The organism is Streptomyces sp. NPDC001985, assembly GCF_040296845.1.
In the GTDB taxonomy this organism is placed as follows: domain Bacteria; phylum Actinomycetota; class Actinomycetes; order Streptomycetales; family Streptomycetaceae; genus Streptomyces.
In genome coordinates this window covers 15,652-37,943 of the sequence record NZ_JBEOYB010000020.1, presented here as the reverse complement: position 1 = coordinate 37,943, position 22,292 = coordinate 15,652, and the positions used below count along the sequence as shown (strand labels likewise).

Here is a 22,292-nt window from a genome sequence, read left to right as displayed (position 1 = left end):
TAGTACGTATATCGGCGTCAGCGCGCGGCGGCGGCGAGAGATTCCCGCGCGGCGGCCGCGACCGCCTCGGCGGTGAACCCGAACTCGCGGAACAGCACCTTGCCGTCCGCCGAGGCACCGAAGTGCTCCAGCGAGACGATGCGGCCCGCGTCGCCGACGAACCGGTGCCAGGTGAGCCCGATACCGGCCTCCACCGCCACCCGCGCCCGCACGGACGGCGGCAGCACCGCGTCCCGGTACTCCTGGTCCTGCTCCTCGAACCACTCCACCGACGGCATCGAGACCACCCGCGCCGGCACCCCGGCGGCCTGGAGCCGTTCCCGCGCCTCCACGGCCAGCTGCACCTCGGAACCGGTGCCGATGAGCACCACCTGGGGCTCACCACCCTCGGCCTCGAACAGGACATAGCCGCCCCGGGCCGCGTCCTCGTTGCGCTCGTACGTCGGCACACCCTGGCGGGTCAGCGCCAGACCGTGCGGAGCACCCACGCCGAACTCCTTCGTGTACCGCTTCAGGATCTCGCGCCAGGCGATCGCCGTCTCGTTGGCATCCGCCGGACGGACGATGTTCAGGCCCGGGATGGCCCGCAGCGACGCCAGGTGCTCCACCGGCTGATGGGTCGGGCCGTCCTCGCCCAGACCGATCGAGTCGTGCGTCCAGACATAGGTCACCGGCAGGTGCATCAGCGCCGACAGCCGCACGGCGTTGCGCATGTAGTCGGAGAAGACGAGGAAGGTGCCGCCGTAGATACGGGTGTTGCCGTGCAGCGCGATGCCGTTGATCACAGCGGCCATCGAGTGCTCGCGGATGCCGTAGTGGACCGTGCGGCCGTACGGGTCGGCCTCGGGCAGCGGGTTGCCCTTCGGCAGGAACGACGACGTCTTGTCGATCGTCGTGTTGTTCGATCCCGCGAGGTCGGCGGAGCCGCCCCACAGCTCGGGCACGACCGCGCCCAGCGCCTGGAGGATCTTCCCCGAGGCGGCGCGGGTGGCGACACCCTTGCCGGTCTCGAACTCCGGCAGGTGCTCCTCCCAGCCCTCGGGCAGCTCGCCGGAGCGGATGCGGTCGAACTCGGCGGCGCGCTCGGGGTTGGCGGTGCGCCACGCGGCGAAGGTCTTCTCCCACTCGCCCCTGACCTCACGGCCCCGGTCCAGCGCGGCGCGGGTGTGCCCGATCACCGCGTCGGAGACCTCGAAGCTCTGCCCGGGGTCGAAGCCGAGGACGCGCTTGGTGGCCGCGACCTCCTCATCGCCGAGCGCCGAGCCGTGCGCGGCCTCGGTGTTCTGGGCGTGCGGGGCGGGCCACGCGATGATCGACCGGGCCGCGATGAAGGAGGGGCGCTCGGTCTCGGCCTGCGCGGCCCTCAGCGCCCGGTACAGACCCGCGGGGTCCAGGTCGCCGTTGGCCTGCTGCTCGACCCGCTGGACGTGCCAGCCGTACGCCTCGTACCGCTTGAGGGTGTCCTCGGAGACCGCGGTCTCGGTGTCGCCCTCGATCGAGATGTGGTTGTCGTCCCAGAGCAGGACCAGATTGCCCAGCTTCTGGTGCCCGGCCAGCGAGGAGGCCTCGGCGGAGATGCCCTCCTGGAGGCAGCCGTCACCGGCGATGGCCCAGATGGTGTGGTCGAACGGCGAGGTGCCGGGCGCCGCCTCCGGGTCGAACAGACCGCGCTCGTAGCGGGCGGCCATCGCCATGCCCACGGCGTTGGCGACGCCCTGGCCCAGCGGGCCGGTGGTCGTCTCGACGCCCACGGTGTGGCCGTACTCCGGGTGGCCCGGGGTCTTCGAGCCCCAGGTGCGGAACGCCTTCAGATCGTCCAGCTCCAGGCCGTACCCGGCCAGGTAGAGCTGGATGTAGAGGGTCAGCGACGAGTGGCCCGCGGAAAGGACGAACCGGTCACGGCCGGTCCAGTCCGCGTCGGCGGGGTCGTGCCGCATCAGCTTCTGGAAGAGAACGTACGCGGCGGGCGCGAGGCTCATGGCCGTACCGGGGTGGCCGTTGCCGACCTTCTGTACGGAATCCATGGCCAGGACGCGGGCGGTATCGACGGCCCGCTGGTCCAGATCGGTCCACTCAAGGTCTGTGGTGGTCGGCTTGGTGCTCACCCTGGGTCAGGGCTCCTCTCCACATGTCTCCATGTCATGCCCCGGTGACACGGAAGCACCGGGCCCTGCCGAGCCTACCCGCGACAGGCCCGGCGGCCGGTCCCCACGGTGGTGACCGGGGGCGGGGCCGGACCCCAACACGACCCCACCCCCGTGCGGGGCGACGCGGGAGCAGCCTCTAAAGTGACGTCGTACGCGCAAGTCTTCACCGGCCCCATGGATGTCCTGATGCGGCCCGGGAGCTTGCTGGGAGTCTCTGTCAGGGGTGTGCGTGACGGCCGTCGAATCCCGTCCAGCCGGGGTGCTTGGGGCGAGCCCGGTCAACCGGCCGTTCGGGGCCCGCGTCAAGGCGTTCGTGGCGCTGACCAAGCCGCGGATCATCGAGCTGCTGCTGATCACTACAGTGCCGGTGATGTTCCTCGCCGCGCAAGGGGTGCCCGATCTCGGACTGGTGCTGGTCACCTGCCTCGGCGGTTATCTCTCCGCCGGCGGTGCCAACGCCCTGAACATGTACATCGACCGCGACATCGACGCGCTGATGGACCGCACGTCCCAGCGCCCGCTGGTCACCGGCATGGTCTCGCCGCGCGAGGGGCTGGTCTTCGGCCTCGCCCTCGCGGTGATCTCCACGCTCTGGTTCGGCCTGCTGGTCAACTGGCTCTCCGCCTGGCTCTCGCTCGGCGCGCTCCTCTTCTACGTCGTCGTCTACACGATGATCCTCAAGCGGCGCACCTCGCAGAACATCGTCTGGGGCGGGATCGCGGGCTGCATGCCGGTGCTCATCGGCTGGTCCGCCGTCACCAACTCCATGTCGTGGGCCGCGGTCATCCTCTTCCTGGTCATCTTCTTCTGGACGCCGCCGCACTACTGGCCGCTGTCGATGAAGGTCAGGGAGGACTACGCCCGGGTGGGCGTGCCGATGCTCCCGGTGGTCGCCTCCAACAGGGTGGTGGCCCGCCAGATCGTCCTCTACAGCTGGGTGATGGTCGCCGTCTCCCTGCTGCTCACCCCGCTGGGGTACACCGGCTGGTTCTACACCGCCGTGGCCCTGGCCACCGGTGGCTGGTGGCTCTGGGAGGCGCACGCCCTCCAGGCCCGCGCCAAGGCCGGGGCGACGGGCGCCAAGCTCAAGGAGATGCGGCTGTTCCACTGGTCGATCACCTATGTGTCGCTGCTCTTCGTGGCGGTGGCGGTCGACCCCTTCGTGGGCTGACCCTCCCCCTCCGGGGCCCGGGCCGTGGCCCACGCCACGCCCCGGCGCCATGGTCCCCGCCCGGTACCCGCCAGTAGCATCCCGGCATGTCCCACACCACCAAGCACGCCGAGCGCAAGGCCGCCAAGCTCTCCCGGGAGATGGCGGCCTTCTCCCGTTCCCACGGCGGAGCCGAGGCGCAACTCGCCCATCTCGGCCAGGCCGGTACCCGGATCGTCCTCGTCGGCGAGGACGGCGCCTGGGGCGACCTGGTCGCCCCGGACCACGCCATCGCCACCGCCGCCGTCGAGAAGGCCGGCCTCACCGTCCACGAGTCCTTCGACGGCGCCCTCGCGGCCAAGGTCCGCACAGGGCCGTACGAGTGGACCCGGATGGCCGGCATCCAGCTCGGCGGCCCCGCCAACCCCTCCCGCCCGGCCGGGCCCTCCCACGGCTGAGCCGCCCGGGGAACGGCGCGTCGGCGGTACGAGCCACCGGTGACCGGGGCCGTACCGCCGACGGGCGGGACGCGGGGGGCTCGTCGTCCTCCCGGATCTCGCCGGGCTCGCGAGCCCGGCGAGATCCCAGAGGGACTCCCTAGGCGACGTTGGAGAGCGCGGGGCCGGCCGGGGCCGGTACCGGGACCCGGGCGTGCGGGCGCTCCCGCAGGCTCAGCGCGAGCCGCAGCACCGCGATCCACATCAGGGCCGAGCCGAACATGTGCACGCCGACCAGGATCTCGGGGACCCCGGTGAAGTACTGGAGATAGCCGATCGCGCCCTGCGCCAGCAGCACGATCAGCAGCTCACGGGCGCGCGCCCGGATGTCGTTCGGAGCGTCCACCACCCGCAGCACCAGCCACATGGCGACCGCCAGCGCACAGACCAGCCAGGCCGACGCGGCGTGCAGATGGGCCGCGTTCGACCAGTCCCACGGCATCCGGGGCACATCGCTGCTGTCGCCCGCGTGCTTGCCCGAACCGGTCACCCCGGTGCCCAGGGTGATGAGCGCCCCGGAGGTGATGACGATCGCCCAGGAGAGCTTGCGGACCGGGCGCGGGACGCGCGGGCGCGGCGGCTCGTCGCCCTCGCCGGTGCGGTGCCAGGTGAGCACGGCGACCGTCAGCAGGGCGTTGGCGAGGAGGAAGTGACCCGCCACGGTCCAGGGGTTGAGACCCGCCCAGACGGTGATCCCGCCGAGGACGGCGTTGCCGAGCACGATCCAGAACTGGAGCCACCCCATCCGGAGCAGCCCGCGCCGGAGCGGCTTGGTGGAGCGCAGCGAGACGATGGCCCAGCCGACCGCCGCCGACAGCACATAGGTCAGCAGCCGGTTGCCGAACTCGATCGCGCCGTGCAGCCCCTGCTCGGGGGTGGCGAAGAGACTGTCGTCCGTGCACTTGGGCCAGGTGTCGCAGCCGAGACCTGAACCGGTGAGCCGGACGGCGCCGCCGGTGACGATGATCAGCACCGTCATGGCGACGGCCGAGAACGCGGCGCGCCGGACCGTCCGGGGTTCGGGCGTCCAGCGCCGGGCGATGAGAGCGAGGGGGGTCAGCACGGGAACAATCGTAGGACGGCCCTTGTGCATGTTTTCACGAGGGGTCGCCCGGGCGCGTCCCCCCGCCCGCCGGGACCCGCGGATACGCGCACCGGAAGCGGGCCCCCGCGAGCTGGTCCTCCTCCTCCCACCACACCGCGAGCCGCCACCGCGCCGGGGCCGGCGGCCTCCCCGGCGCGTGCAGGAACGCGTCGGTCAGCTCGGCCGCGACCGCCGCCGCGCTCCGGTCGGTGACCGCGTCCGTCCCCCGCCAGGGGTACGCCAGCGGGGTCCAGGGCGCCCCATCGGCCTCCCGGACGTCGAACCGCCACACCGCCCGCCAGGAGCGGGCCCGCAGCAGCCGCCGCACCTCCGTGCCCTCCAGCGCCAGACCCGCGGCGATGGCGTCCGGCTCCGCCCCCTCGATCCTGGCGGCCACCACCGCCAGCGGAAGCAGCCGCTCCGGGAGCAGCCCGCCGGAGCGCAGCCGGGTCAGCCCGCCCTGGAAGGGGCAGCGCCGCAGCCGGCGCTCCATCTGCTCCCCCAGGTGCTCCAGCGCCGTGGCGTACCGGGACTCCGGCTCCGCCCCGTCCCGGACGGCCAGCTCCCGGAACCGGCGCTCCGCGCGGACGGCCCAGGCGGCGGCCTCCACCGGGTCGCCCAGCTCCTCCAGCCGGTCGCCGAGAAAGGCCTCGGACTGCGCGAGCCCCTCCCCGTTGCGCGGGTCCGCCGGGTCCAGGCCGCGCCAGACCTCCATGGCCCGCCGGGTGGTGGTCAGCGCCGCGAGCCCGTCCGCGCGGGCGTCGGCCGGCGGGCGGTCGCCCGTGGGCTGGAAGGCGTACCGGGGCAGCCCCAGCTCGTCGCTGAGCGGCTCGGCGAGATAGACGGCCTGGCCGAGCAGGGCCCTGGCGTACCAGCGGGCGTGCTCCGGATCGTGCCGGGCGGGCTCGGCGCAGCGGCGCACGGCCTCGTGCGCGGCGGTGAGGGCGTCGGCGCGCCGCCCCGCGTCGAAGTGGTGCCGGGCGAGATCGGCCCAGCGCAGGCTCAGCCGGGCGGCGAGCGGCGGATCGGCGTCGGCGAGCGGGGTGAGGGCGGCTATCAGCTCCCGCAGCAGCCGTTCCCGCTCCCCGGGCGGGACACCGGCCCTGCCGGATCTGATCCTGGCCCACTCCGCGTCCAGTCGCAGTGCCGCCGTCCGCTCCATCGTGGCCTCCACGCGCCGCTCACGCCGACCGGGCCACCCGAACCGCCGATCTTGCGCAGGCTCATAGTGGCGTGTGGCGGGGGCCGGCGGAAGACGGACGGCGCGAGTCCCCGCGCGGCGCGGGGCGCTGCTACTCCCAGCGGAAGAAGCGGCCCGCCGCGCCGAGACCGGCCACCGCCCACACGGCGAGGATGCCCAGCTGCTCCCACGGCAGCGCGGCGCCGTCCCGCAGCACATCGCGCAGCCCCTCGGAGAGCGCGGAGATCGGCAGCAGCGCGAGCACCGACTGCGCGCCCTCGGGGAACTTCTCCAGCGGCACGATCACCCCGCCGCCCACCAGCAGCAGCAGAAAGACCAGATTCGCGGCGGCGAGCGTCGCCTCGGCCCGCAGGGTGCCGGCCATCAGCAGCCCCAGTCCGCTGAAGGCGGCGGTGCCGAGCACCAGGAGCAGCAGAACGGAGAGCGGGCCGCCCTCCGGGGACCAGCCGAGAGCTAGGGCGATCACCGTCAGCAGCGCGATCTGGAGCACCTCGGTGACCAGCACGGAGAGCGTCTTGGCGCACATCAGGGCCCAGCGGGGGAGCGGGGAGGCGCCGAGCCGCTTCAGGACTCCGTACCGCCGTTCGAAGCCGGTGGCGATGGCCTGGCCGGTGAAGGCGGTGGACATCACGGCGAGGGCGAGCACCCCGGGCGCCAGGAAGTCCACCGGGTCGCCGGCCCCGGTGTCGATGACGTCGACGGTGGAGAAGAGCACGAGCAGCAGGGACGGGATGACGACGGTGAGCAGCAGCTGCTCGCCGTTGCGCAGCAGCATCCTCGTCTCGAAGGCGGTCTGCGCCGCGATCATGCGGCCCAGCGGAGCCGCACCCGGCTTCGGGGTGTGCGTACCGGCGCTCATGGGCGCAGCTCCTTGCCCGTCAGTTCGAGGAAGACGTCCTCCAGCGTGTGCCGCTCGACCGAGATGCCGTCGGGCATGACCCCGTGCTGCGCGCACCACGAGGTGACCGTCGCCAGCAGCAGCGGGTCGACCTGTCCGGCTATCCGGTACGTCCCCGGGACCGGTTCGGCGGCCTGGGTGCCGTCGGGCAGCGCCTTGAGCAGGGAGCCGACGTCCAGTCCGGGCCGGCCGGTGAAGCGCAGGGTGTTCTCGGCGCCGCCCCGGCAGAGCTGCTCCGGGGTGCCCCGGGCGATGACCCGGCCCGCGTCGAGGATCGCGACCTCGTCCGCCAGCTCCTCGGCCTCGTCCATGAAGTGGGTGGTCAGCACGGCGGTGACGCCGTCGGCGCGCAGCTCGCGCACCAGCTCCCAGGTGGCGCGGCGGGCCTGGGGGTCGAGCCCGGCCGTCGGCTCGTCCAGGAAGACCAGCTCGGGCCGGCCGACGACGGCGAGCGCCAGCGCGAGCCGCTGCTGCTGGCCGCCGGAGAGCCGGCGGTAGGCGGTGCGCCCGCAGCCGCCGAGGCCGAGCCGCTCGATCAGGGCGTCCACGTCCAGCGGGTGGGCGTGCAGCCTCGCCATGTGGCGGAGCATCTCGCCGGCCCGCGCGCCGGAGTAGACGCCACCCGACTGGAGCATCACCCCGACGCGGGTCCGCAGCCGGGCCGCGTCGGCGACGGGGTCGAGGCCGAGGACCCGCACGGTGCCCCCGTCGGGGCGGCGGTAGCCCTCGCAGATCTCGACGGTGGTGGTCTTGCCGGCGCCGTTGGGGCCGAGGACGGCGGTGACCTGGCCGGGGGCGACATCGAGATCGAGGCCGTCCACAGCGGTTCTCGTTCCGTACCGCTTGACCAGGCCCCTGATCCGGACGGCGGGCTCGCTAAGCATGCCCGCGAGTCTAGGCGGGCGCCCGGGGGGCTCGGTGCGAGGGGGCCGGGGGGTCCGTGCGCGGGGGCGCGGGTCCCCGCGCACGTGCCGCGCGCGCTCTGCGCCGTACGGGGCACCTGTCCGGCGTGGTGCGCATGGCACGGACGTGGCATGTATCTGCCAGTGAAGCGCCGGTCCCGCAGGGGGCGGACGGAGGTCGCACAGCCCCCTGATCGGGGGTAAAATCGCTGGTCAGACCAAGTGTGAACCCCCCTCCGGAAGCCCTTTCCTTAGGTAACCCTAAGTGACGAAGCGCACCGCGCCCCGGGGTGGACGGCGGTTGTCACCCTCCCGTGAATTACGCAACAATGGTGTTGTGAAAAACGTTGGCGAGCCCCCTCAGGAGGAACTCGCGACCGGGACACGCGCCGATCATCCGACGCGCAACCGGGTCGCGCGCTCCGTCCTGGACCACGGCCCGTCCACGGTGGCCGATCTGGCCGCCCGTCTCGGGCTCACCCAGGCGGCCGTCCGCCGGCACCTGGACACCCTGGTCGCCGAGAACGTCGTCGAGGCCCGTGAGCAGCGGGTCTACGGCGCCCGCACCCGGGGCAGGCCCGCCAAGGTCTTCGCCCTGACCGCCTGCGGCCGGGACGCCTTCGACCAGTCGTACGACTCCCTGGCCGTCGACGCCCTGCGCTGGATCGAGCAGGCCGCCGGCGGCGGCACGGCGGGCGGGAAGGCGGTCGCCGCCTTCGCGCGCCACCGCGCCGAGACCCAGGCCGGGCCCTATCGCGAGGCCGTCGAGGCGGCGCCCCCCGAGGAGCGCACCGAAGCGCTGGCGAAGGCCCTCAGCGCCGACGGGTACGCTGCTACGGCGCGCAGCGCCCCCACCCCGCAGCAGGGCGAGCAGCTCTGCCAGCACCACTGCCCGGTCGCCCATGTCGCCGAGCAGTACCCGCAGCTGTGCGAGGCGGAGACCGAGATCTTCTCCCGTCTGCTCGGGACCCATGTGCAGCGTCTCGCCACCATCGCCCACGGCGACGGAGTGTGCACGACGTTCATTCCGCGCAGCACCACCACACCATCAGCATCTGGAAGCACGGCCGGGAGGAACCCCGCATGACTCTCCCCACGGAGACTGCCCACCCCGAACTCGAAGGGCTGGGCACGTACGAATTCGGCTGGGCCGACTCCGACGCGGCAGGTGCCGCGGCCAAGCGCGGACTCTCCGAGGATGTCGTCCGCGACATCTCGGGGAAGAAGAACGAGCCGGAGTGGATGCTGAAGCTGCGCCTCAAGGGCCTGCGGCTGTTCGACAAGAAGCCCATGCCGAGCTGGGGCTCGGATCTGTCGGGCATCGACTTCGACAACATCAAGTACTTCGTCCGCTCCACGGAGAAGCAGGCGGCCTCCTGGGAGGACCTGCCCGAGGACATCAAGAACACCTACGACAAGCTCGGCATCCCCGAGGCGGAGAAGCAGCGCCTCGTCGCCGGTGTCGCCGCGCAGTACGAGTCGGAGGTCGTCTACCACCAGATCCGTGAGGACCTGGAGGAGCAGGGCGTCATCTTCCTCGACACCGACACCGCGCTGAAGGAGCACCCCGAGCTCTTCCAGGAGTACTTCGGCACCGTCATCCCGGTGGGTGACAACAAGTTCGCCTCGCTGAACACGGCGGTCTGGTCCGGCGGCTCGTTCATCTACGTGCCCAAGGGCGTCCATGTGGACATCCCGCTCCAGGCCTACTTCCGGATCAACACCGAGAACATGGGCCAGTTCGAGCGGACGCTGATCATCGTCGACGAGGACGCCTACGTCCACTACGTCGAGGGCTGCACCGCCCCGATCTACTCCTCCGACTCGCTGCACAGCGCCGTGGTGGAGATCATCGTCAAGAAGGGCGGCCGCTGCCGCTACACGACGATCCAGAACTGGTCGAACAACGTCTACAACCTGGTGACCAAGCGCGCCGTCGCCTACGAGGGCGCGACCATGGAGTGGGTCGACGGCAACATCGGCTCCAAGGTCACCATGAAGTACCCGGCCGTCTACCTGATGGGCGAGCACGCCCGCGGCGAGACGCTGTCCATCGCCTTCGCGGGCGAGGGCCAGCACCAGGACGCCGGCGCCAAGATGGTCCACATGGCCCCCAACACCTCCTCGAACATCGTCTCCAAGTCGGTGGCGCGAGGCGGCGGCCGGACCTCCTACCGCGGTCTGATCGAGATCGGCGAGGGCGCGCCGGGCGCGAAGTCCAATGTGCTCTGTGACGCGCTGCTGGTCGACACCATCTCGCGCTCCGACACCTACCCCTATGTGGACGTCCGCGAGGACGATGTCTCCATGGGCCACGAGGCCACCGTCTCCAAGGTCTCCGAGGACCAGCTCTTCTATCTGATGAGCCGCGGCATGACCGAGTTCGAGGCGATGGCGATGATCGTCCGCGGCTTCGTCGAGCCGATCGCCAAGGAACTGCCGATGGAGTACGCGCTGGAGCTGAACCGGCTGATCGAGCTCCAGATGGAGGGTTCGGTCGGCTGACCCCGGCGACCTCCGCGGGACGGGCGGCGCCGCCGCCCGCCCCGCCAGCGACAGATTTCTTGACCCAGAAGGCAGAGAGAGAGCACGACGACAGCCATGGCTGAGGCTCAGAACATTCCGGCGGGCTCCACCACCGCCGGCGCGATCGCGGTGGCCGCCGAGTCGACCGTCGCCACCCGTATGAGTGCGCCCCCGTCCTTCGACGTGGCGGACTTCCCGGTTCCGCACGGCCGTGAGGAGGAGTGGCGCTTCACCCCGCTGGAGCGCCTCGCCGGCCTCCACGACGGCACCGCCGTCGCCACCGGCGACGGCGTCAAGGTCGTCATCGACGCGCCCGACGGCGTCGTCGTCGAGACCGTCGGCCGGGACGACGCCCGCCTCGGCCGGGCCGGCACCCCCGTGGACCGGGTCGCCGCACAGGCGTACACCTCCTTCGAGCAGGCGTCGGTCGTCACCGTTCCCAAGGAGACCGTGCTCACCGAGCCGATCCGGATCGCGGTGCACGGCCAGGGCGGTGTCGCCTACGGCCACCAGGTCATCGAGCTGGCCCCCTTCGCCGAGGCGGTCGTGGTCATCGACCACACCGGCGACGCGGTCCTCGCCGCCAATGTGGACTACCTCATCGGCGACGGCGCCAAGCTCACCGTGGTCTCGGTCCAGGACTGGGACGACAAGGCCGTCCACGTCGGGCAGTACAACGCCCTCGTCGGCCGGGACGCCTCCTTCAAGTCCGTCATCGTCACCTTCGGCGGCGATCTCGTACGGCTCCAGCCGAGGGTCGCCTACGCGGCCACCGGCGGCGAGGCGGAGCTGTTCGGGCTCTACTTCACCGACCGGGGCCAGCACCAGGAGCACCGCCTCCTGGTCGACCACAACAACCCGCACAACACGTCGAACGCCGTCTACAAGGGCGCTCTCCAGGGCGAGAACGCCCACGCGGTCTGGATCGGCGATGTGCTGATCCGGGTCAACGCCGAGGGCACCGACACCTACGAGATGAACCGCAACCTCGTCCTCACCGACGGCGCGCGGGTCGACTCGGTACCCAATCTGGAGATCGAGACCGGTGAGATCGTCGGCGCCGGCCACGCCTCCGCCACCGGTCGCTTCGACGACGAGCAGCTCTTCTATCTGATGGCCCGCGGCATCCCGGAGCAGGACGCCCGCCGTCTGGTCGTCCGCGGATTCTTCGCCGAGCTGGTCCAGCAGATCGGTCTGCCGGACGTCGAGGAGCGCCTGATCACCAAGATCGAGGAAGAGCTGGAGGCGTCGGTCTGATGAGCTTCGTCCGAGCCTGTGGGCTGAGCGAGCTGGACGAGGACACCCCGCTGCGGGTGGAACTCGGCGGCACCCCCGTCTCGGTCGTCCGCACCGAGGGCGAAGTCTTCGCGATCCACGACATCTGCTCGCACGCGAATGTCTCGCTCTCGGAGGGCGAGGTGGAGGACTGCCAGATCGAGTGCTGGCTGCACGGCTCCGCGTTCGACCTCCGTACCGGCAAGCCGTCCGGGCTGCCCGCGACGCGCCCCGTCCCCGTATACCCCGTAAAGATCGAAGGGGACGATGTGCTCGTCTCCGTCACCCAGGAGTCCTGAGTCACCCATGGCAACGCTTGAAATCCACGACCTGCACGTCTCCGTCGAAGCCGACAACGGCTCCCGGGAGATCCTCAAGGGCGTCGACCTGACCGTGAAGCAGGGCGAGACCCACGCCATCATGGGCCCCAACGGCTCCGGCAAGTCCACCCTCGCGTACTCGCTGGCCGGCCACCCCAAGTACACGATCACCGGCGGCCAGGTCACCCTGGACGGCGAGGACGTCCTGGAGATGAGCGTGGACGAGCGGGCCCGCGCCGGGCTCTTCCTCGCCATGCAGTACCCGGTCGAGGTCCCGGGCGTCTCGGTCTCCAACTTCCTGCGCACCTCCGCCACCGCGATCCGCGGCGAGGCCCCCAAGCTGCGCACCTGGGTGAAGGAGGTCCGCGAGGCCATGGAGCGCCTCAACATGGACCCGGCCTTCGCCGAGCGCAATGTGAACGAGGGCTTCTCCGGCGGTGAGAAGAAGCGCCACGAGATCCTTCAGCTGGAGCTGCTCAAGCCGAAGATCGCGATCCTGGACGAGACCGACTCCGGCCTCGACGTCGACGCCCTGCGCGTCGTCTCCGAGGGCGTCAACCGCGTCCGCGAGTCCGGTGAGGTCGGCACCCTGCTGATCACGCACTACACCCGCATTCTCCGGTACATCAAGCCCGACCACGTCCATGTCTTCGCGGCCGGGCGGATCGCCGAGTCCGGTGGCCCCGAGCTGGCGGACAAGCTGGAGGCGGAGGGCTACGAGGCTTACGCGAAGGGTGGCGCATCCCAGTGACCGACCCCCGTCAGGGGCTCCCCGGCCTCCCCGGCCTCCTCGACACAGAGGCGATCCGCAAGGACTTCCCGATCCTCGACCGGGTGATCCACGGTGACAAGAAGCTCGTCTATCTGGACAGCGCGGCCAGCTCGCAGAAGCCGCGTCAGGTGATCGACGCGCTCAGCAATTACTACGAGCAGCACCACGCCAATGTCCACCGCGGAGTGCATGTCCTCGCCGAGGAGGCCACCGCGCTGTACGAGGGCGCCCGCACCAAGGTGGCGTCCTTCATCAACGCGCCCAGCCGCGACGAGGTGATCTTCACCAAGAACGCCTCGGAGTCGCTGAACCTGGTCGCCAACATGCTCGGCTGGGCCGATGAGCCCTACCGCGTGGACCGCGACACCGAGATCGTCATCACCGAGATGGAGCACCACTCCAACATCGTTCCGTGGCAGCTGCTCGCGCAGCGCACCGGCGCGAAGCTGAAGTGGTTCGGTCTCACCGACGACGGCCGGCTCGATCTGTCCAACATCGAGGAGGTCATCACCGAGAAGACGAAGATCGTCTCCTTTGTGCTGGTCTCCAACATCCTGGGCACGGTCAACCCGGTCGAGGCGATCGTGCGCCGCGCCCAGCAGGTCGGCGCGCTGGTGCTGATCGACGCCTCCCAGGCGGCCCCGCACGCCCCGCTGGACGTGCAGGCGCTCCAGGCGGACTTCGTGGCCTTCACCGGCCACAAGATGTGCGGTCCGACCGGTATCGGGGTGCTCTGGGGCCGGCAGGAGCTGCTGGAGGACCTGCCGCCGTTCCTCGGCGGCGGCGAGATGATCGAGACCGTGTCGATGCACTCGTCCACCTACGCGCCCGCGCCGCACAAGTTCGAGGCCGGTACGCCGCCGGTCGCCCAGGCCGTGGGCCTCGGCGCGGCGGTGGACTATCTCAACGCCATCGGCATGGAGAAGATCGCGGCGCATGAGCACGCGATCACCGAGTACGCGGTCCGGCGCCTCCTGGAGGTCCCGGATCTGCGGATCATCGGCCCGGTTTCGGCCGAGGACCGCGGCGCCGCGATCTCCTTCACCCTCGGTGACATCCACCCCCACGACGTGGGCCAGGTCCTGGACGAGCAGGGCATCGCGGTCCGGGTCGGCCACCACTGCGCGCGGCCGGTCTGTCTGCGGTACGGAATTCCTGCGACCACGCGGGCGTCGTTCTATCTGTACTCCACGCCCGGTGAGGTCGACGCGCTGGTCGACGGGCTGGAGCACGTCCGTAACTTCTTCGGGTAGAGCGGAGCCCTTGTGAAGCTTGATTCGATGTACCAGGACGTCATCCTCGACCACTACAAGCACCCCCACGGGCGCGGTCTGCGGGACGGTGACGCCGAGGTGCACCACGTCAATCCGACGTGCGGCGACGAGATCACCCTGCGCGTGAAGTACGACGGCTCGCGCGTCGAGGACGTGTCGTACGACGGCCAGGGCTGCTCCATCAGCCAGGCCAGTGCGTCGGTCCTCAACGAGCTGCTGGTCGGCAAGGAACTGGCCGAGGCGCAGAAGATCCAGGCGACCTTCCTGGAACTGATGCAGTCGCGCGGCCAGCTCGAACCGGACGAGGCGATGGAGGAGGTGCTGGAGGACGCGGTCGCGTTCGCCGGTGTCTCCAAGTACCCGGCCCGGGTGAAGTGCGCGCTGCTCAGCTGGATGGCGTGGAAGGACGCGACCGCCCAGGCTCTGGGTGAAAGCCCTGAGAGGAAGACGGCATGACGGAGAACACAGGAGCGGCCCTGAAGCCGGCCTCGGAGGAAGAGGTCCGCGAGGCGCTGTACGACGTGGTCGACCCCGAGCTGGGGATCGACGTGGTCAACCTCGGGCTGATCTACGGTATCCACATCGACGACGCGAACATCGCGACGCTGGACATGACGCTGACGTCGGCGGCGTGTCCGCTGACGGATGTGATCGAGGACCAGGCGAAGTCGGCGACGGACGGGATTGTCAGCGAGCTGAAGATCAACTGGGTCTGGATGCCGCCGTGGGGGCCCGACAAGATCACGGATGATGGGCGCGAGCAGTTGAGGGCGCTCGGGTTCAACGTCTGAGAGGTCTTGAGGACGCACGGGACACGGCCGCGCCCACCGGTACCACCGGTGGGCGCGGCCGTTTCCGTCTTTCGGGGGCGATGCGCTTTCGTGCCCGGGGTCTTCGGCTGAGGCTGGGTGAACCCCGGTTCGTCTGGGGGTGCCTCCCGGAGGCGGCGGACTGCGGGAGCCCGGGCAGACCCAGCCTGTCCGGGGGCATCTCCCGGAGGCGGCTCTGGGGGTGTTTGAGGGCGGACCCCGCGTCACAGGTGCCCGCGTGGTGCGGGCCTCGGTCGGGGGCCTGCCCCCGAGCCCCCGCGCCTCAATCGCCGGCGGGGCTGGGTTTGCCCGGGTTTCCGGCGGGGTTGGGTGTGTCAGCCCGTCTGGGGGGGCACCTCCCGGAGGCGGCGGACTGGGGGAGCCCGGGCAGACCCAGCCTGTCCGGGGGCATCTCCCGGAGGCGGCTCTGGGGGTGTTTGAGGGCGGACCCCGCGTCACAGGTGCCCGCGTGGGGCGGGGTGGGTCCGGGAGTCGCCGGCTCGGCCTTGGCCGGGGGGAGCCGGATGATGAGTACCCCGGGCAGCCGGGGGTCACGGTCGGCCGGGGGCTCCCGGGAAGCGGGCGGAGGACGGTTGGCCCGGGGGGCCGGGGGCGCGTTAGGTTCTCCCCATGAGCGATATCACCACCCCCGGCGCCGCCGCCTCCGGCCTCGCCACCCTCACCGCCGACGGCACCGTCCTCGACACCTGGTTCCCCGCCCCCGAACTGCTCTCCGAGCCCGGCCCCTCCGGGACCGAGCGGCTCTCGGCCGAGCGGGCCGCGGAACTCCTCGGCGCGGGCGCCGCCAAGGCGATCGGACCGGACGCCCGCCGGGGCGTCGAGGTCGTCGCCGTCCGGACGGTCATCTCCTCGCTCGACGAGAAGCCGCTCGACGCCCACGACGCCTACCTCCGCCTCCACCTCCTCTCCCACCGCCTGGTCAAGCCGCACGGCCAGAGCCTGGAGGGCGTCTTCGGCCTGCTCGCCAATGTCGCCTGGACCTCGCTCGGCCCGGTCGCCGTGGACGCGATCGAGACGGTCCGTCTCAACGCCCGCGCCGAGGGCCTGCACCTCGCGGTCACCAGCATCGACAAGTTCCCCCGGATGACCGACTACGTCGTCCCCAAGGGCGTCCGCATCGCCGACGCCGACCGCGTCCGCCTCGGCGCGCACCTCGCCGAGGGCACCACCGTGATGCACGAGGGCTTCGTCAACTTCAACGCCGGGACGCTCGGCACGTCCATGGTCGAGGGCCGGATCTCCGCCGGAGTCGTCGTCGGCGACGGCTCCGACATCGGTGGCGGCGCCTCCACCATGGGCACCCTCTCCGGCGGCGGCAGCGTGATCATCTCGATCGGCGAGCGCTGCCTGGTGGGCGCGGAGGCCGGGGTCGGCATCCCGCTCGGCGACGAGTGCGTCATCGAGGCCGGGCTCTATGTCACGGCCGGCACCCGGGTCACCCTGCCCGACGGTGAGGTCGTCAAGGCCCGGGAGCTCTCCGGCGCGAGCAACATCCTCTTCCGCCGCAACTCCGTGACCGGCACCGTCGAGGCCCGCCCGAACAACGCGGTCTGGGGCGGTCTCAACGACGTGCTCCACAGCCACAACTAGACACGGACGACACCCGGATCGCGGACACCGGCGGTCAGCTCCTCGTACGCCCGGCGCAGCCCGTCGGCCACCTCCGGCCCGGCGGGCTGCAGCGGCTCCCGCATCCGCCCCGCCCCGCCGGCCGCGCCCAGCAGCGCCTTCGCCGTCACCGTGCCCGGCAGCCCCGAGGCCATCATCAGCTCGGTCAGCGGCAGCAGCCGCCGGTGCAGTTCGGCCGCGCGCGCGGTGTCCCCGGCGTCGAAGGCGTCCAGGACCGCCCGCAGCGGACCCGGCGCCACATTCGCGACCGTACTCACGAACCCCGCGCCGCCGATCGCGTACAGCGGCAGATTCAGCTCCTCGCAGCCGGAGTAGTACGCCAGCGGGGTGCGCGCCAGCACCTTCGCCGAGCCGGCCAGATCACCGGCGCAGTCCTTCACGGCCACGATCCTCGGGTGGCCGGCGAGCCGCAGCAGGGTCTCCACCTCGATACGGGTGCCGGTGCGGCCCGGGATGTCGTACAGCATCAGCGGCACGCCGACCGCGTCCGCGACCCTGCGGAAGTGGGCCTCGACGGCCGGCTGCGGCGGACGGCTGTAGTACGGGGTGACCACCAGCAGCCCGTCCGCTCCCGCGCGTTCGGCCGAGCGGGCCAGCTCCACCGTGTGGCGGGTGTCCGCGCTGCCGACGCCCGCGATCAGCGGCACCCCCGGGCCGACCGCCTCCCGTACCGCCCGGACCAGCGCGGTCTTCTCGGCGTCGGAGGTGGTGGGCGACTCGCCGGTGGTCCCGTTCAGGACGAGGCCGTCGCAGCCCCCGGCCACCAGATGGACCGCGTGGCGCGCCGCCGCCGCGAGATCGAGCCCCCCGCCGGCGGCGAAGGGAGTGACCATGGCGCAGAGGGCCCGGGCGAAGGGGCGTGGTGTGCTCATGTCCGGCAGTTTCGGTGAGCCGACCGTCAAGGTCCACTTAGTTCCGCTCCGGTTCACCTGTAAGCAGCACTGAAGATTGGCCGCGCCCTTGACCTCAAGCGGAGTTGACGTTTCACGATGGTGACCGACGGCGCGCCAGCGGGGCGCGCCGGGGAGAGGGGTCCCGCCGTGTCCCAGTCCGTCGTCGAGCAGCCCGACGCCCGTCCCGATCCGCGCCGTCCCGGGGTCGGCCTGGTCAAGATCTCCACCTGGGAGGTGGGGACCCCGGAGCGCCAGCGGGCGGCCGTCGACGCCATCGCCCGCGCCTGGCACAGCCGGGAGTGGCCGGATGTGGGGCTGCTCTCCTACACCGTCCACATCGGGGAGGACGGCCATACCCTGCTGCACTACTCGCAGTGGACCGCCGAGGAGGCCTACCAGCAGTTCTTCGCCCGCTACCGGGACGAGAAGAACGCCGAGATCGACGCCGCCGTGCCCGGGATCGAGCGGCTCGGCCTCCACTCGTACGAGCTGTACGAGTCCGTGGGCGGAGGCCCGGACGACCCCCGGGTGCCCGGCTGTGTGGTGATCGTCGAAGTCGAGTTCGACGGACCCGACCCGGTGCGGCAGCGGGAGTGGGCGGACACCGTGCTCACCGCGATCGGGTCCGACGCCGCGGCCCCCGACGGGCAGCGCGCGGGCGGGATCTCCGGGTCGTTCCATCTCGGCACCGACGGCACCAGGGTTCTCAACTACGCCGAGTGGGAGAGCGCCGACGCCCACCGGGCGGCCCTCGCGGCCCCCGGCGCCGGCGTCGGCTCGGACACCGGCCCCTGGCACCGTGTGCGGGACTACCCCGGGGTGCGGGTGTCGCGGGTGAACCGCTACGCGCCCGGGCTCAGCCTCCACCCGGGCGCGTAGGCCCCGTACGTCAGGGACGTCAGGTACGTCAGGGACGGAAGCGCAGCACCTGCGGGTCGTGGTCGCTGTTCTGGTCCGCGAACTCCGCGTTGATGTGGACGCTGTCGTACGCGAAGCCGCCGATCGCGGGGCTGGTCAGGATCTGGTCGAGCACCTGGCTGTTGCCCTGGAAGACATAGGAGTAACGGTCCTTCCGGGGCAGGGACTCGACCGCCGGGTGGAGCGCCCCGCCGTCGGTGAGCGCCTCCGTCGTCGCCGAGAACTCGAAGTCGTTGATGTCGCCGACGACCAGCACGTCCGCGCGCCGGTCGGCCTTGAGGACATCCTTGACGAAGGCGTTCACCGACTGCGCCTGCCGCAGCCGCTGGACCTCGGACGAGCGGTTCGGCGGCTGGTGGTGCGAGACGAGGGACTCGTCGCCGCCCTTGGAGCCGAAGTGGTTGGCGATGACGATCACCGGGCGGCCCCGGAAGCCGAACTCGCCCGCGAGCGGCTTGCGGCTCGACTCCCAGGCGCTGTCGGCCGGGTCGATCCGGCCGGGGGAGAGGGTCAGGGCCGCCCGGCCCCGGTCGCGCACGACACCGGTCGGGGTGGTGGCGTCGCCGCCCGCGCGGTCGGTGAACGAGACCCGCTCCGGGTTGAAGAGGAAGACCTGACGGATGTTGCCGCCGGGCTGGCCGCCGTCCTTGCCGTCCTCGGGCGAGACCGAGCGCCAGTCGTACGCCGGTCCGCCGGCCGCGACGATCGCCTCGGTGAACTTCTGGACCGTCCGGTCGGCGGCGACCGTGCCGTCGTTCCTCGCGCCGCTGTTGTCCTGGATCTCCTCCAGGGCGAGGATGTCGGGCGATGCCAGGTTCTCCACCACCGCCCGCCCGAGCGCGTCGAAGGTCTCCTGCGGGTCGGACGGGTCGAGGTTCTCGACGTTGTACGTCGCCACCGCCAGCTCGTCACGGTGCTGCGGACGGGTCCGCTCGGCCGCGAGCCCCCTGTCGTCGAGGGTGCCCAGGGTCCGGGCGGTCAGGGTGTAGCCGCCGAACTGGTTGAAGTCCAGCGGCCCCTCGGTCCGGCCGGTGAGCACATCGCCCACGTCCGCCTTCGGGAAGGGCCGTTCCGCGACCGGGGTCAGCGACTGGATCTGGAGCCGGCCGGTGTTCTGCGAGGTGTACGAGCCGTAGCGGGTGCCGCCGCGCCCGGTGCGGTTCTCGTGCGGCTTGACCGTCACCCACAGCTCGGAGAACGGGGTGGTCGCGCCGACCACCCGGGAGGTGCCGATCCGGACATTGCTGCCCTCCAGGGACTCGTAGTGGTCCAGGGCGTACGCGCGGGGCCTCAGCGGCAGCGCGTTGACGCTGCCCCCGGCGGCGGGGTCGCCCGCCGGGGTGTACGCGGAGGGGACGGAGCGGGCGGAGATGGTCACCGGGGCGGGCAGCGCGTTTCCCGACGAGACCACCGTGACCGCCGGGCGGGAGAGCTGGGTCAGCGACTGGTTGCCGGACGCGGCGCCGCCGGGGACGAATTCGGTCACCGTGCCGGAGACCAGCACTTCGTCCCCCACCCGCACACCCGGGGTGGAGCCGGCGCCGGTGAAGACGAAGACGCCCTCGCTGGTGGCCGGGTTCGTGTCGGCGTCCGGGTCCTGGAACCAGAAGCCCCGCGACGAGCCGTAGGTCCGTACGCCGGTGACGATGCCGGGGACCCCGGCGACCTGCCGGCCGGCCAGCGGGGAGATCCGGGTGGTGCCCTGGATGTCATGAATCCGGACATCGTCGGCCGAGGGGCCGGCCGCGGCGGCGGAGCCCGTGAGCAGACCGGCGGCGAGCGCTGCGGCGACGGCGGCCGCGAGGGCGGCGGTTCTCGGTACGGCGGAGGAAGGCATCGAGTGCTCCGGGATCGAGGGGCGGGGAGTGCGGGTCGCACCGCTGGTGGTGGGGCCGGACGACCCCGGGGGCGGTGCTCTACGCGCGTCAATCTCTTGGGTGGGCGGGGAACTTGTCAAGAGCCTCCGGATGGACGGCGGGGGTCCGGCGGATGAAAGGGGGCGCGGCCGGCGCGCACGGGGTCGTCCGCCGGGTGTCCGGGCGCCGCGAGGGGTGTCCGGGGAACGCCGTCCGGGCGGCGAAACCCGGTGAAATACGTCTACGCTGGAGAGCGTCCCGGGGTCACGTCAGGACCCCGCACGCCCCGAGGAGAAACCGCCAGATGTCCCAAGACGCTCCCATCCTCCCGCCCGTACGGCTGCTCTCGGACGCGGAGCTGGCGCGGGACGCGCTCGCCGCCCCCCTGCTGACCAGGGCGGTCCGGCTCGCCCGCTGGGCCGGGCCGGAGACCCGCGTGGGCGCGGGCGGCGAGCTGGCCGACGAGCAACTGCCCGCGGCGGCGCGGGAGCTGGGGCTCGGCGAGGACGAGGACGGACCGGCGTACGCCAGTGAGGCCTGGCGGACCGCTGTGGACGCCGGTCTGGTGGAGGTCCAGGACCCCGAGGACGAGAGCGCGGAGTACGGCACGGTCACCGCGGGGGAGAATCTGGCGCTGATCACCTCCGGGAGCCCGCAGGACATCCTCACCATCTGGCTGGAGGCGCTGGAGGCCGTGCACGCGGACGCCATCGCCCCGCTGCTGGACGATGTCTCCGACGCGATCGGCGACGACGGCGAGATCGACCTCGGGCTGCTGGACTGGGACCCGGAGGCGGAGGCGGAGTTCCTCGACGGGGTGCTCGGCAATCTGTATCTGCTCACCGTCTCGGACGGCGCCGCGGCCGACCAGCCGGTGCCGCTGCCCGCGCTCGCCGCCTCGATGATCGTCCCCGACGACATGGGGGAGCCCACCGACGACGTGCTGGAGCAGGTGTCGGTGGCGATGATGCGGCTGGACGACCAGTTCCGGCTGCTGGAGCCGGTGGGGCTGGTGGACTACCAGCCGGTGGACGAGTCGCTGATGATCGAGGAGGGCGAGGCGGCGGGGGCCGCCGCGCCCTCCGTCGACGACGAGGACGTCTCCCGGTACGGACTGGTCCGGCTCACCCCCCTGGGGCTCTACGGCATCCGGGCCCGGATGCTGGAGGCGGGCGTGGGGGCGCCCGCGGTGGGGGAGCTGGCGGACAAGGGGGCGGACGCGCTGCTCGACGGGATCGCCCACTACCCCGAGCCGGCCGCGCGCGCCGAGACCGAGCAGTGGCTGGCCCGGCGCGAGCCGGCCGCCGCCGCCCATGAGCTGCTCGCGGCGGCCCGCGGCGCCGACGAGGGCGGTCCGCTGCGGCGGCTGCGCTGCCAGCAGGCGCTGACCCTGGTGGGGGAGCGGGCGGAGGGGGAGGTCCGGGCGGTCCTGGACGATCTGGAGCTGGGCGGGCTGGCGCGGGTGTGGCTGGCCGAGCGGGGCGCGGGGGATGTGCCGGCGCCGCCCGAGGCGATGATCTTCTGGTTGTCGGTGGACACGATCGCGGCGCAGCTGGACGCGGAGGGGGAGACGGAGGAGCTGAGGGGGTTGGTGGTGGGGCTGACGGGGCAGCACAGTGGGTTCTTCGACGCGGTCTGGCGGGTGGATCATCCGGCGACCGCGGAGGTGCTGGACGCGATCGGGCGCGTGCACCCGGACAAGCGGGCGGCGAAGGATGCGAAGAAGGCCGCGTTCAAGTCCCGCTCCCAGCGAGCCTGAGGGTCCGCCCCCGCGGGTGCGGGTTTCCTGTGGCGCGGGGTGCGTCCTCAACCTCCCCCAGAGCTACCTCTGGGAGGTGCCCCGGACGGGGCTGGGTCTGTGCGGGGTCCTGTGGCTCAGGGTCCGTCCTCAAGCGCCGGACGGGCTGGGGGTGTGCGGGTCTGTCCTCAAGTGCCGGGCGGGCTGGGGGTGTCTCAGCCTCGCCGGGCGGGCTGGGGTGTCTCAGTCTCGCCGGGTGGGCTGGGGTGCGATTCTCAGCCTCGCCGGCGTTTGAGGCGCGGGGGTTCGGGGGCGGGCCCCCGACGGTGGCCCGCACCGTGCGGGGGACCGGGGCGCGGGGGCCGTCCTGGGGCGTTGGGGA

Annotated in this window: 20 protein-coding genes; 13 read left to right on the top strand and 7 right to left on the bottom strand. The window is 72.0% G+C overall.

All coding sequences use genetic code 11. From position 1 onward, the window contains the following. Nucleotides 1-17 precede the first annotated feature (17 nt). Nucleotides 18-2,105 (bottom strand): transketolase, encoded by a 2,088-nt coding sequence (tkt, locus tag ABT122_RS11675; protein ID WP_351549035.1) that lies wholly within the window; start codon nucleotides 2,103-2,105, stop codon nucleotides 18-20. A 265-nt stretch (nucleotides 2,106-2,370) separates the two neighbouring features. Here tkt and ABT122_RS11670 point away from each other — a divergent pair, with 265 nt between their 5' ends. Continuing rightward, a complete protein-coding gene (locus ABT122_RS11670) occupies nucleotides 2,371-3,318 on the top strand; it encodes a heme o synthase (protein WP_351549032.1) in 948 nt (315 codons plus the stop codon). Nucleotides 3,319-3,404: 86 nt separating this feature from the next. Next, on the top strand, nucleotides 3,405-3,755 hold the full coding sequence (locus ABT122_RS11665; RefSeq protein ID WP_351549030.1) for a hypothetical protein: 351 nt from the start codon (nucleotides 3,405-3,407) through the stop codon (nucleotides 3,753-3,755). Between the two features lie 139 nt (nucleotides 3,756-3,894). Here ABT122_RS11665 and ABT122_RS11660 read toward each other — a convergent pair whose 3' ends face one another. The 4 genes from ABT122_RS11660 to ABT122_RS11645 form a co-directional block, all read right to left on the bottom strand. Then, complete coding sequence (locus ABT122_RS11660; protein WP_351549027.1) at nucleotides 3,895-4,887, bottom strand: COX15/CtaA family protein; 993 nt, start codon at nucleotides 4,885-4,887, stop codon at nucleotides 3,895-3,897. Between the two features lie 4 nt (nucleotides 4,888-4,891). After that, the gene (locus ABT122_RS11655; RefSeq protein WP_351549024.1) at nucleotides 4,892-6,052 is read right to left on the bottom strand and encodes a hypothetical protein; all 1,161 of its coding nucleotides are present in this window, start codon (nucleotides 6,050-6,052) and stop codon (nucleotides 4,892-4,894) included. 118 nt (nucleotides 6,053-6,170) lie between these two features. Next, entirely contained in the window at nucleotides 6,171-6,938 is a 768-nt protein-coding gene (locus tag ABT122_RS11650) for an ABC transporter permease (protein WP_351549021.1), read from the bottom strand. Next, entirely contained in the window at nucleotides 6,935-7,861 is a 927-nt protein-coding gene (locus ABT122_RS11645) for an ABC transporter ATP-binding protein (RefSeq protein ID WP_351549018.1), read from the bottom strand. The genes ABT122_RS11650 and ABT122_RS11645 overlap by 4 nt, the downstream gene beginning before the upstream one ends. A 355-nt stretch (nucleotides 7,862-8,216) precedes the next feature. On the opposite strand from ABT122_RS11645, the gene ABT122_RS11640 reads away from it, so the two are divergent. The 9 genes from ABT122_RS11640 (at nucleotide 8,217) to dapD (ending at nucleotide 16,466) form a co-directional block, all read left to right on the top strand. Beyond that, a complete protein-coding gene (locus ABT122_RS11640; protein ID WP_351549016.1) occupies nucleotides 8,217-8,966 on the top strand; it encodes a helix-turn-helix transcriptional regulator in 750 nt (249 codons plus the stop codon). After that, entirely contained in the window at nucleotides 8,963-10,384 is a 1,422-nt protein-coding gene (gene sufB, locus ABT122_RS11635; protein WP_351549014.1) for a Fe-S cluster assembly protein SufB, read from the top strand. The genes ABT122_RS11640 and sufB overlap by 4 nt, the downstream gene beginning before the upstream one ends. Nucleotides 10,385-10,480: 96 nt before the next feature. Beyond that, nucleotides 10,481-11,662: a Fe-S cluster assembly protein SufD gene (sufD, locus tag ABT122_RS11630; protein ID WP_351549012.1), complete on the top strand. Its 1,182-nt coding sequence runs from the start codon at nucleotides 10,481-10,483 to the stop codon at nucleotides 11,660-11,662. Next, nucleotides 11,662-11,979 carry a non-heme iron oxygenase ferredoxin subunit gene (locus ABT122_RS11625; RefSeq protein ID WP_351549009.1) on the top strand — a complete coding sequence of 106 codons (318 nt, stop codon included), beginning with the start codon at nucleotides 11,662-11,664 and terminating at the stop codon, nucleotides 11,977-11,979. Before sufD ends, ABT122_RS11625 begins: the two co-directional genes overlap by 1 nt. Before the next feature lie 7 nt (nucleotides 11,980-11,986). Then, nucleotides 11,987-12,751 (top strand): Fe-S cluster assembly ATPase SufC, encoded by a 765-nt coding sequence (gene sufC, locus ABT122_RS11620; RefSeq protein ID WP_351549006.1) that lies wholly within the window; start codon nucleotides 11,987-11,989, stop codon nucleotides 12,749-12,751. Further along, nucleotides 12,748-14,025, top strand: coding sequence for a cysteine desulfurase (locus tag ABT122_RS11615; RefSeq protein ID WP_351549003.1), 1,278 nt, complete (start codon nucleotides 12,748-12,750; stop codon nucleotides 14,023-14,025). The genes sufC and ABT122_RS11615 overlap by 4 nt, the downstream gene beginning before the upstream one ends. Before the next feature lie 12 nt (nucleotides 14,026-14,037). Then, nucleotides 14,038-14,502, top strand: coding sequence for a Fe-S cluster assembly sulfur transfer protein SufU (gene sufU / locus ABT122_RS11610; RefSeq protein ID WP_351549000.1), 465 nt, complete (start codon nucleotides 14,038-14,040; stop codon nucleotides 14,500-14,502). Further along, nucleotides 14,499-14,837 carry a metal-sulfur cluster assembly factor gene (locus ABT122_RS11605; protein WP_351548997.1) on the top strand — a complete coding sequence of 113 codons (339 nt, stop codon included), beginning with the start codon at nucleotides 14,499-14,501 and terminating at the stop codon, nucleotides 14,835-14,837. The genes sufU and ABT122_RS11605 overlap by 4 nt, the downstream gene beginning before the upstream one ends. Nucleotides 14,838-15,485: 648 nt before the next feature. Beyond that, entirely contained in the window at nucleotides 15,486-16,466 is a 981-nt protein-coding gene (gene dapD / locus ABT122_RS11600) for a 2,3,4,5-tetrahydropyridine-2,6-dicarboxylate N-succinyltransferase (protein WP_351548994.1), read from the top strand. Here dapD and dapA read toward each other — a convergent pair. Continuing rightward, on the bottom strand, nucleotides 16,463-17,377 hold the full coding sequence (gene dapA, locus ABT122_RS11595) for a 4-hydroxy-tetrahydrodipicolinate synthase (protein WP_351548991.1): 915 nt from the start codon (nucleotides 17,375-17,377) through the stop codon (nucleotides 16,463-16,465). The genes dapD and dapA overlap by 4 nt on opposite strands. A 168-nt stretch (nucleotides 17,378-17,545) precedes the next feature. On the opposite strand from dapA, the gene ABT122_RS11590 reads away from it, so the two are divergent. Next, entirely contained in the window at nucleotides 17,546-18,277 is a 732-nt protein-coding gene (locus tag ABT122_RS11590) for an antibiotic biosynthesis monooxygenase (protein WP_351548988.1), read from the top strand. A 28-nt stretch (nucleotides 18,278-18,305) separates the two neighbouring features. On the opposite strand, the gene ABT122_RS11585 is transcribed toward ABT122_RS11590, so the two are convergent. Then, the gene (locus tag ABT122_RS11585; protein ID WP_351548985.1) at nucleotides 18,306-20,153 is read right to left on the bottom strand and encodes a DUF8508 domain-containing protein; all 1,848 of its coding nucleotides are present in this window, start codon (nucleotides 20,151-20,153) and stop codon (nucleotides 18,306-18,308) included. A gap of 323 nt (nucleotides 20,154-20,476) precedes the next feature. Here ABT122_RS11585 and ABT122_RS11580 point away from each other — a divergent pair, with 323 nt between their 5' ends. Next, nucleotides 20,477-21,931: a hypothetical protein gene (locus ABT122_RS11580; protein WP_351548982.1), complete on the top strand. Its 1,455-nt coding sequence runs from the start codon at nucleotides 20,477-20,479 to the stop codon at nucleotides 21,929-21,931. Nucleotides 21,932-22,292 lie beyond the last annotated feature (361 nt).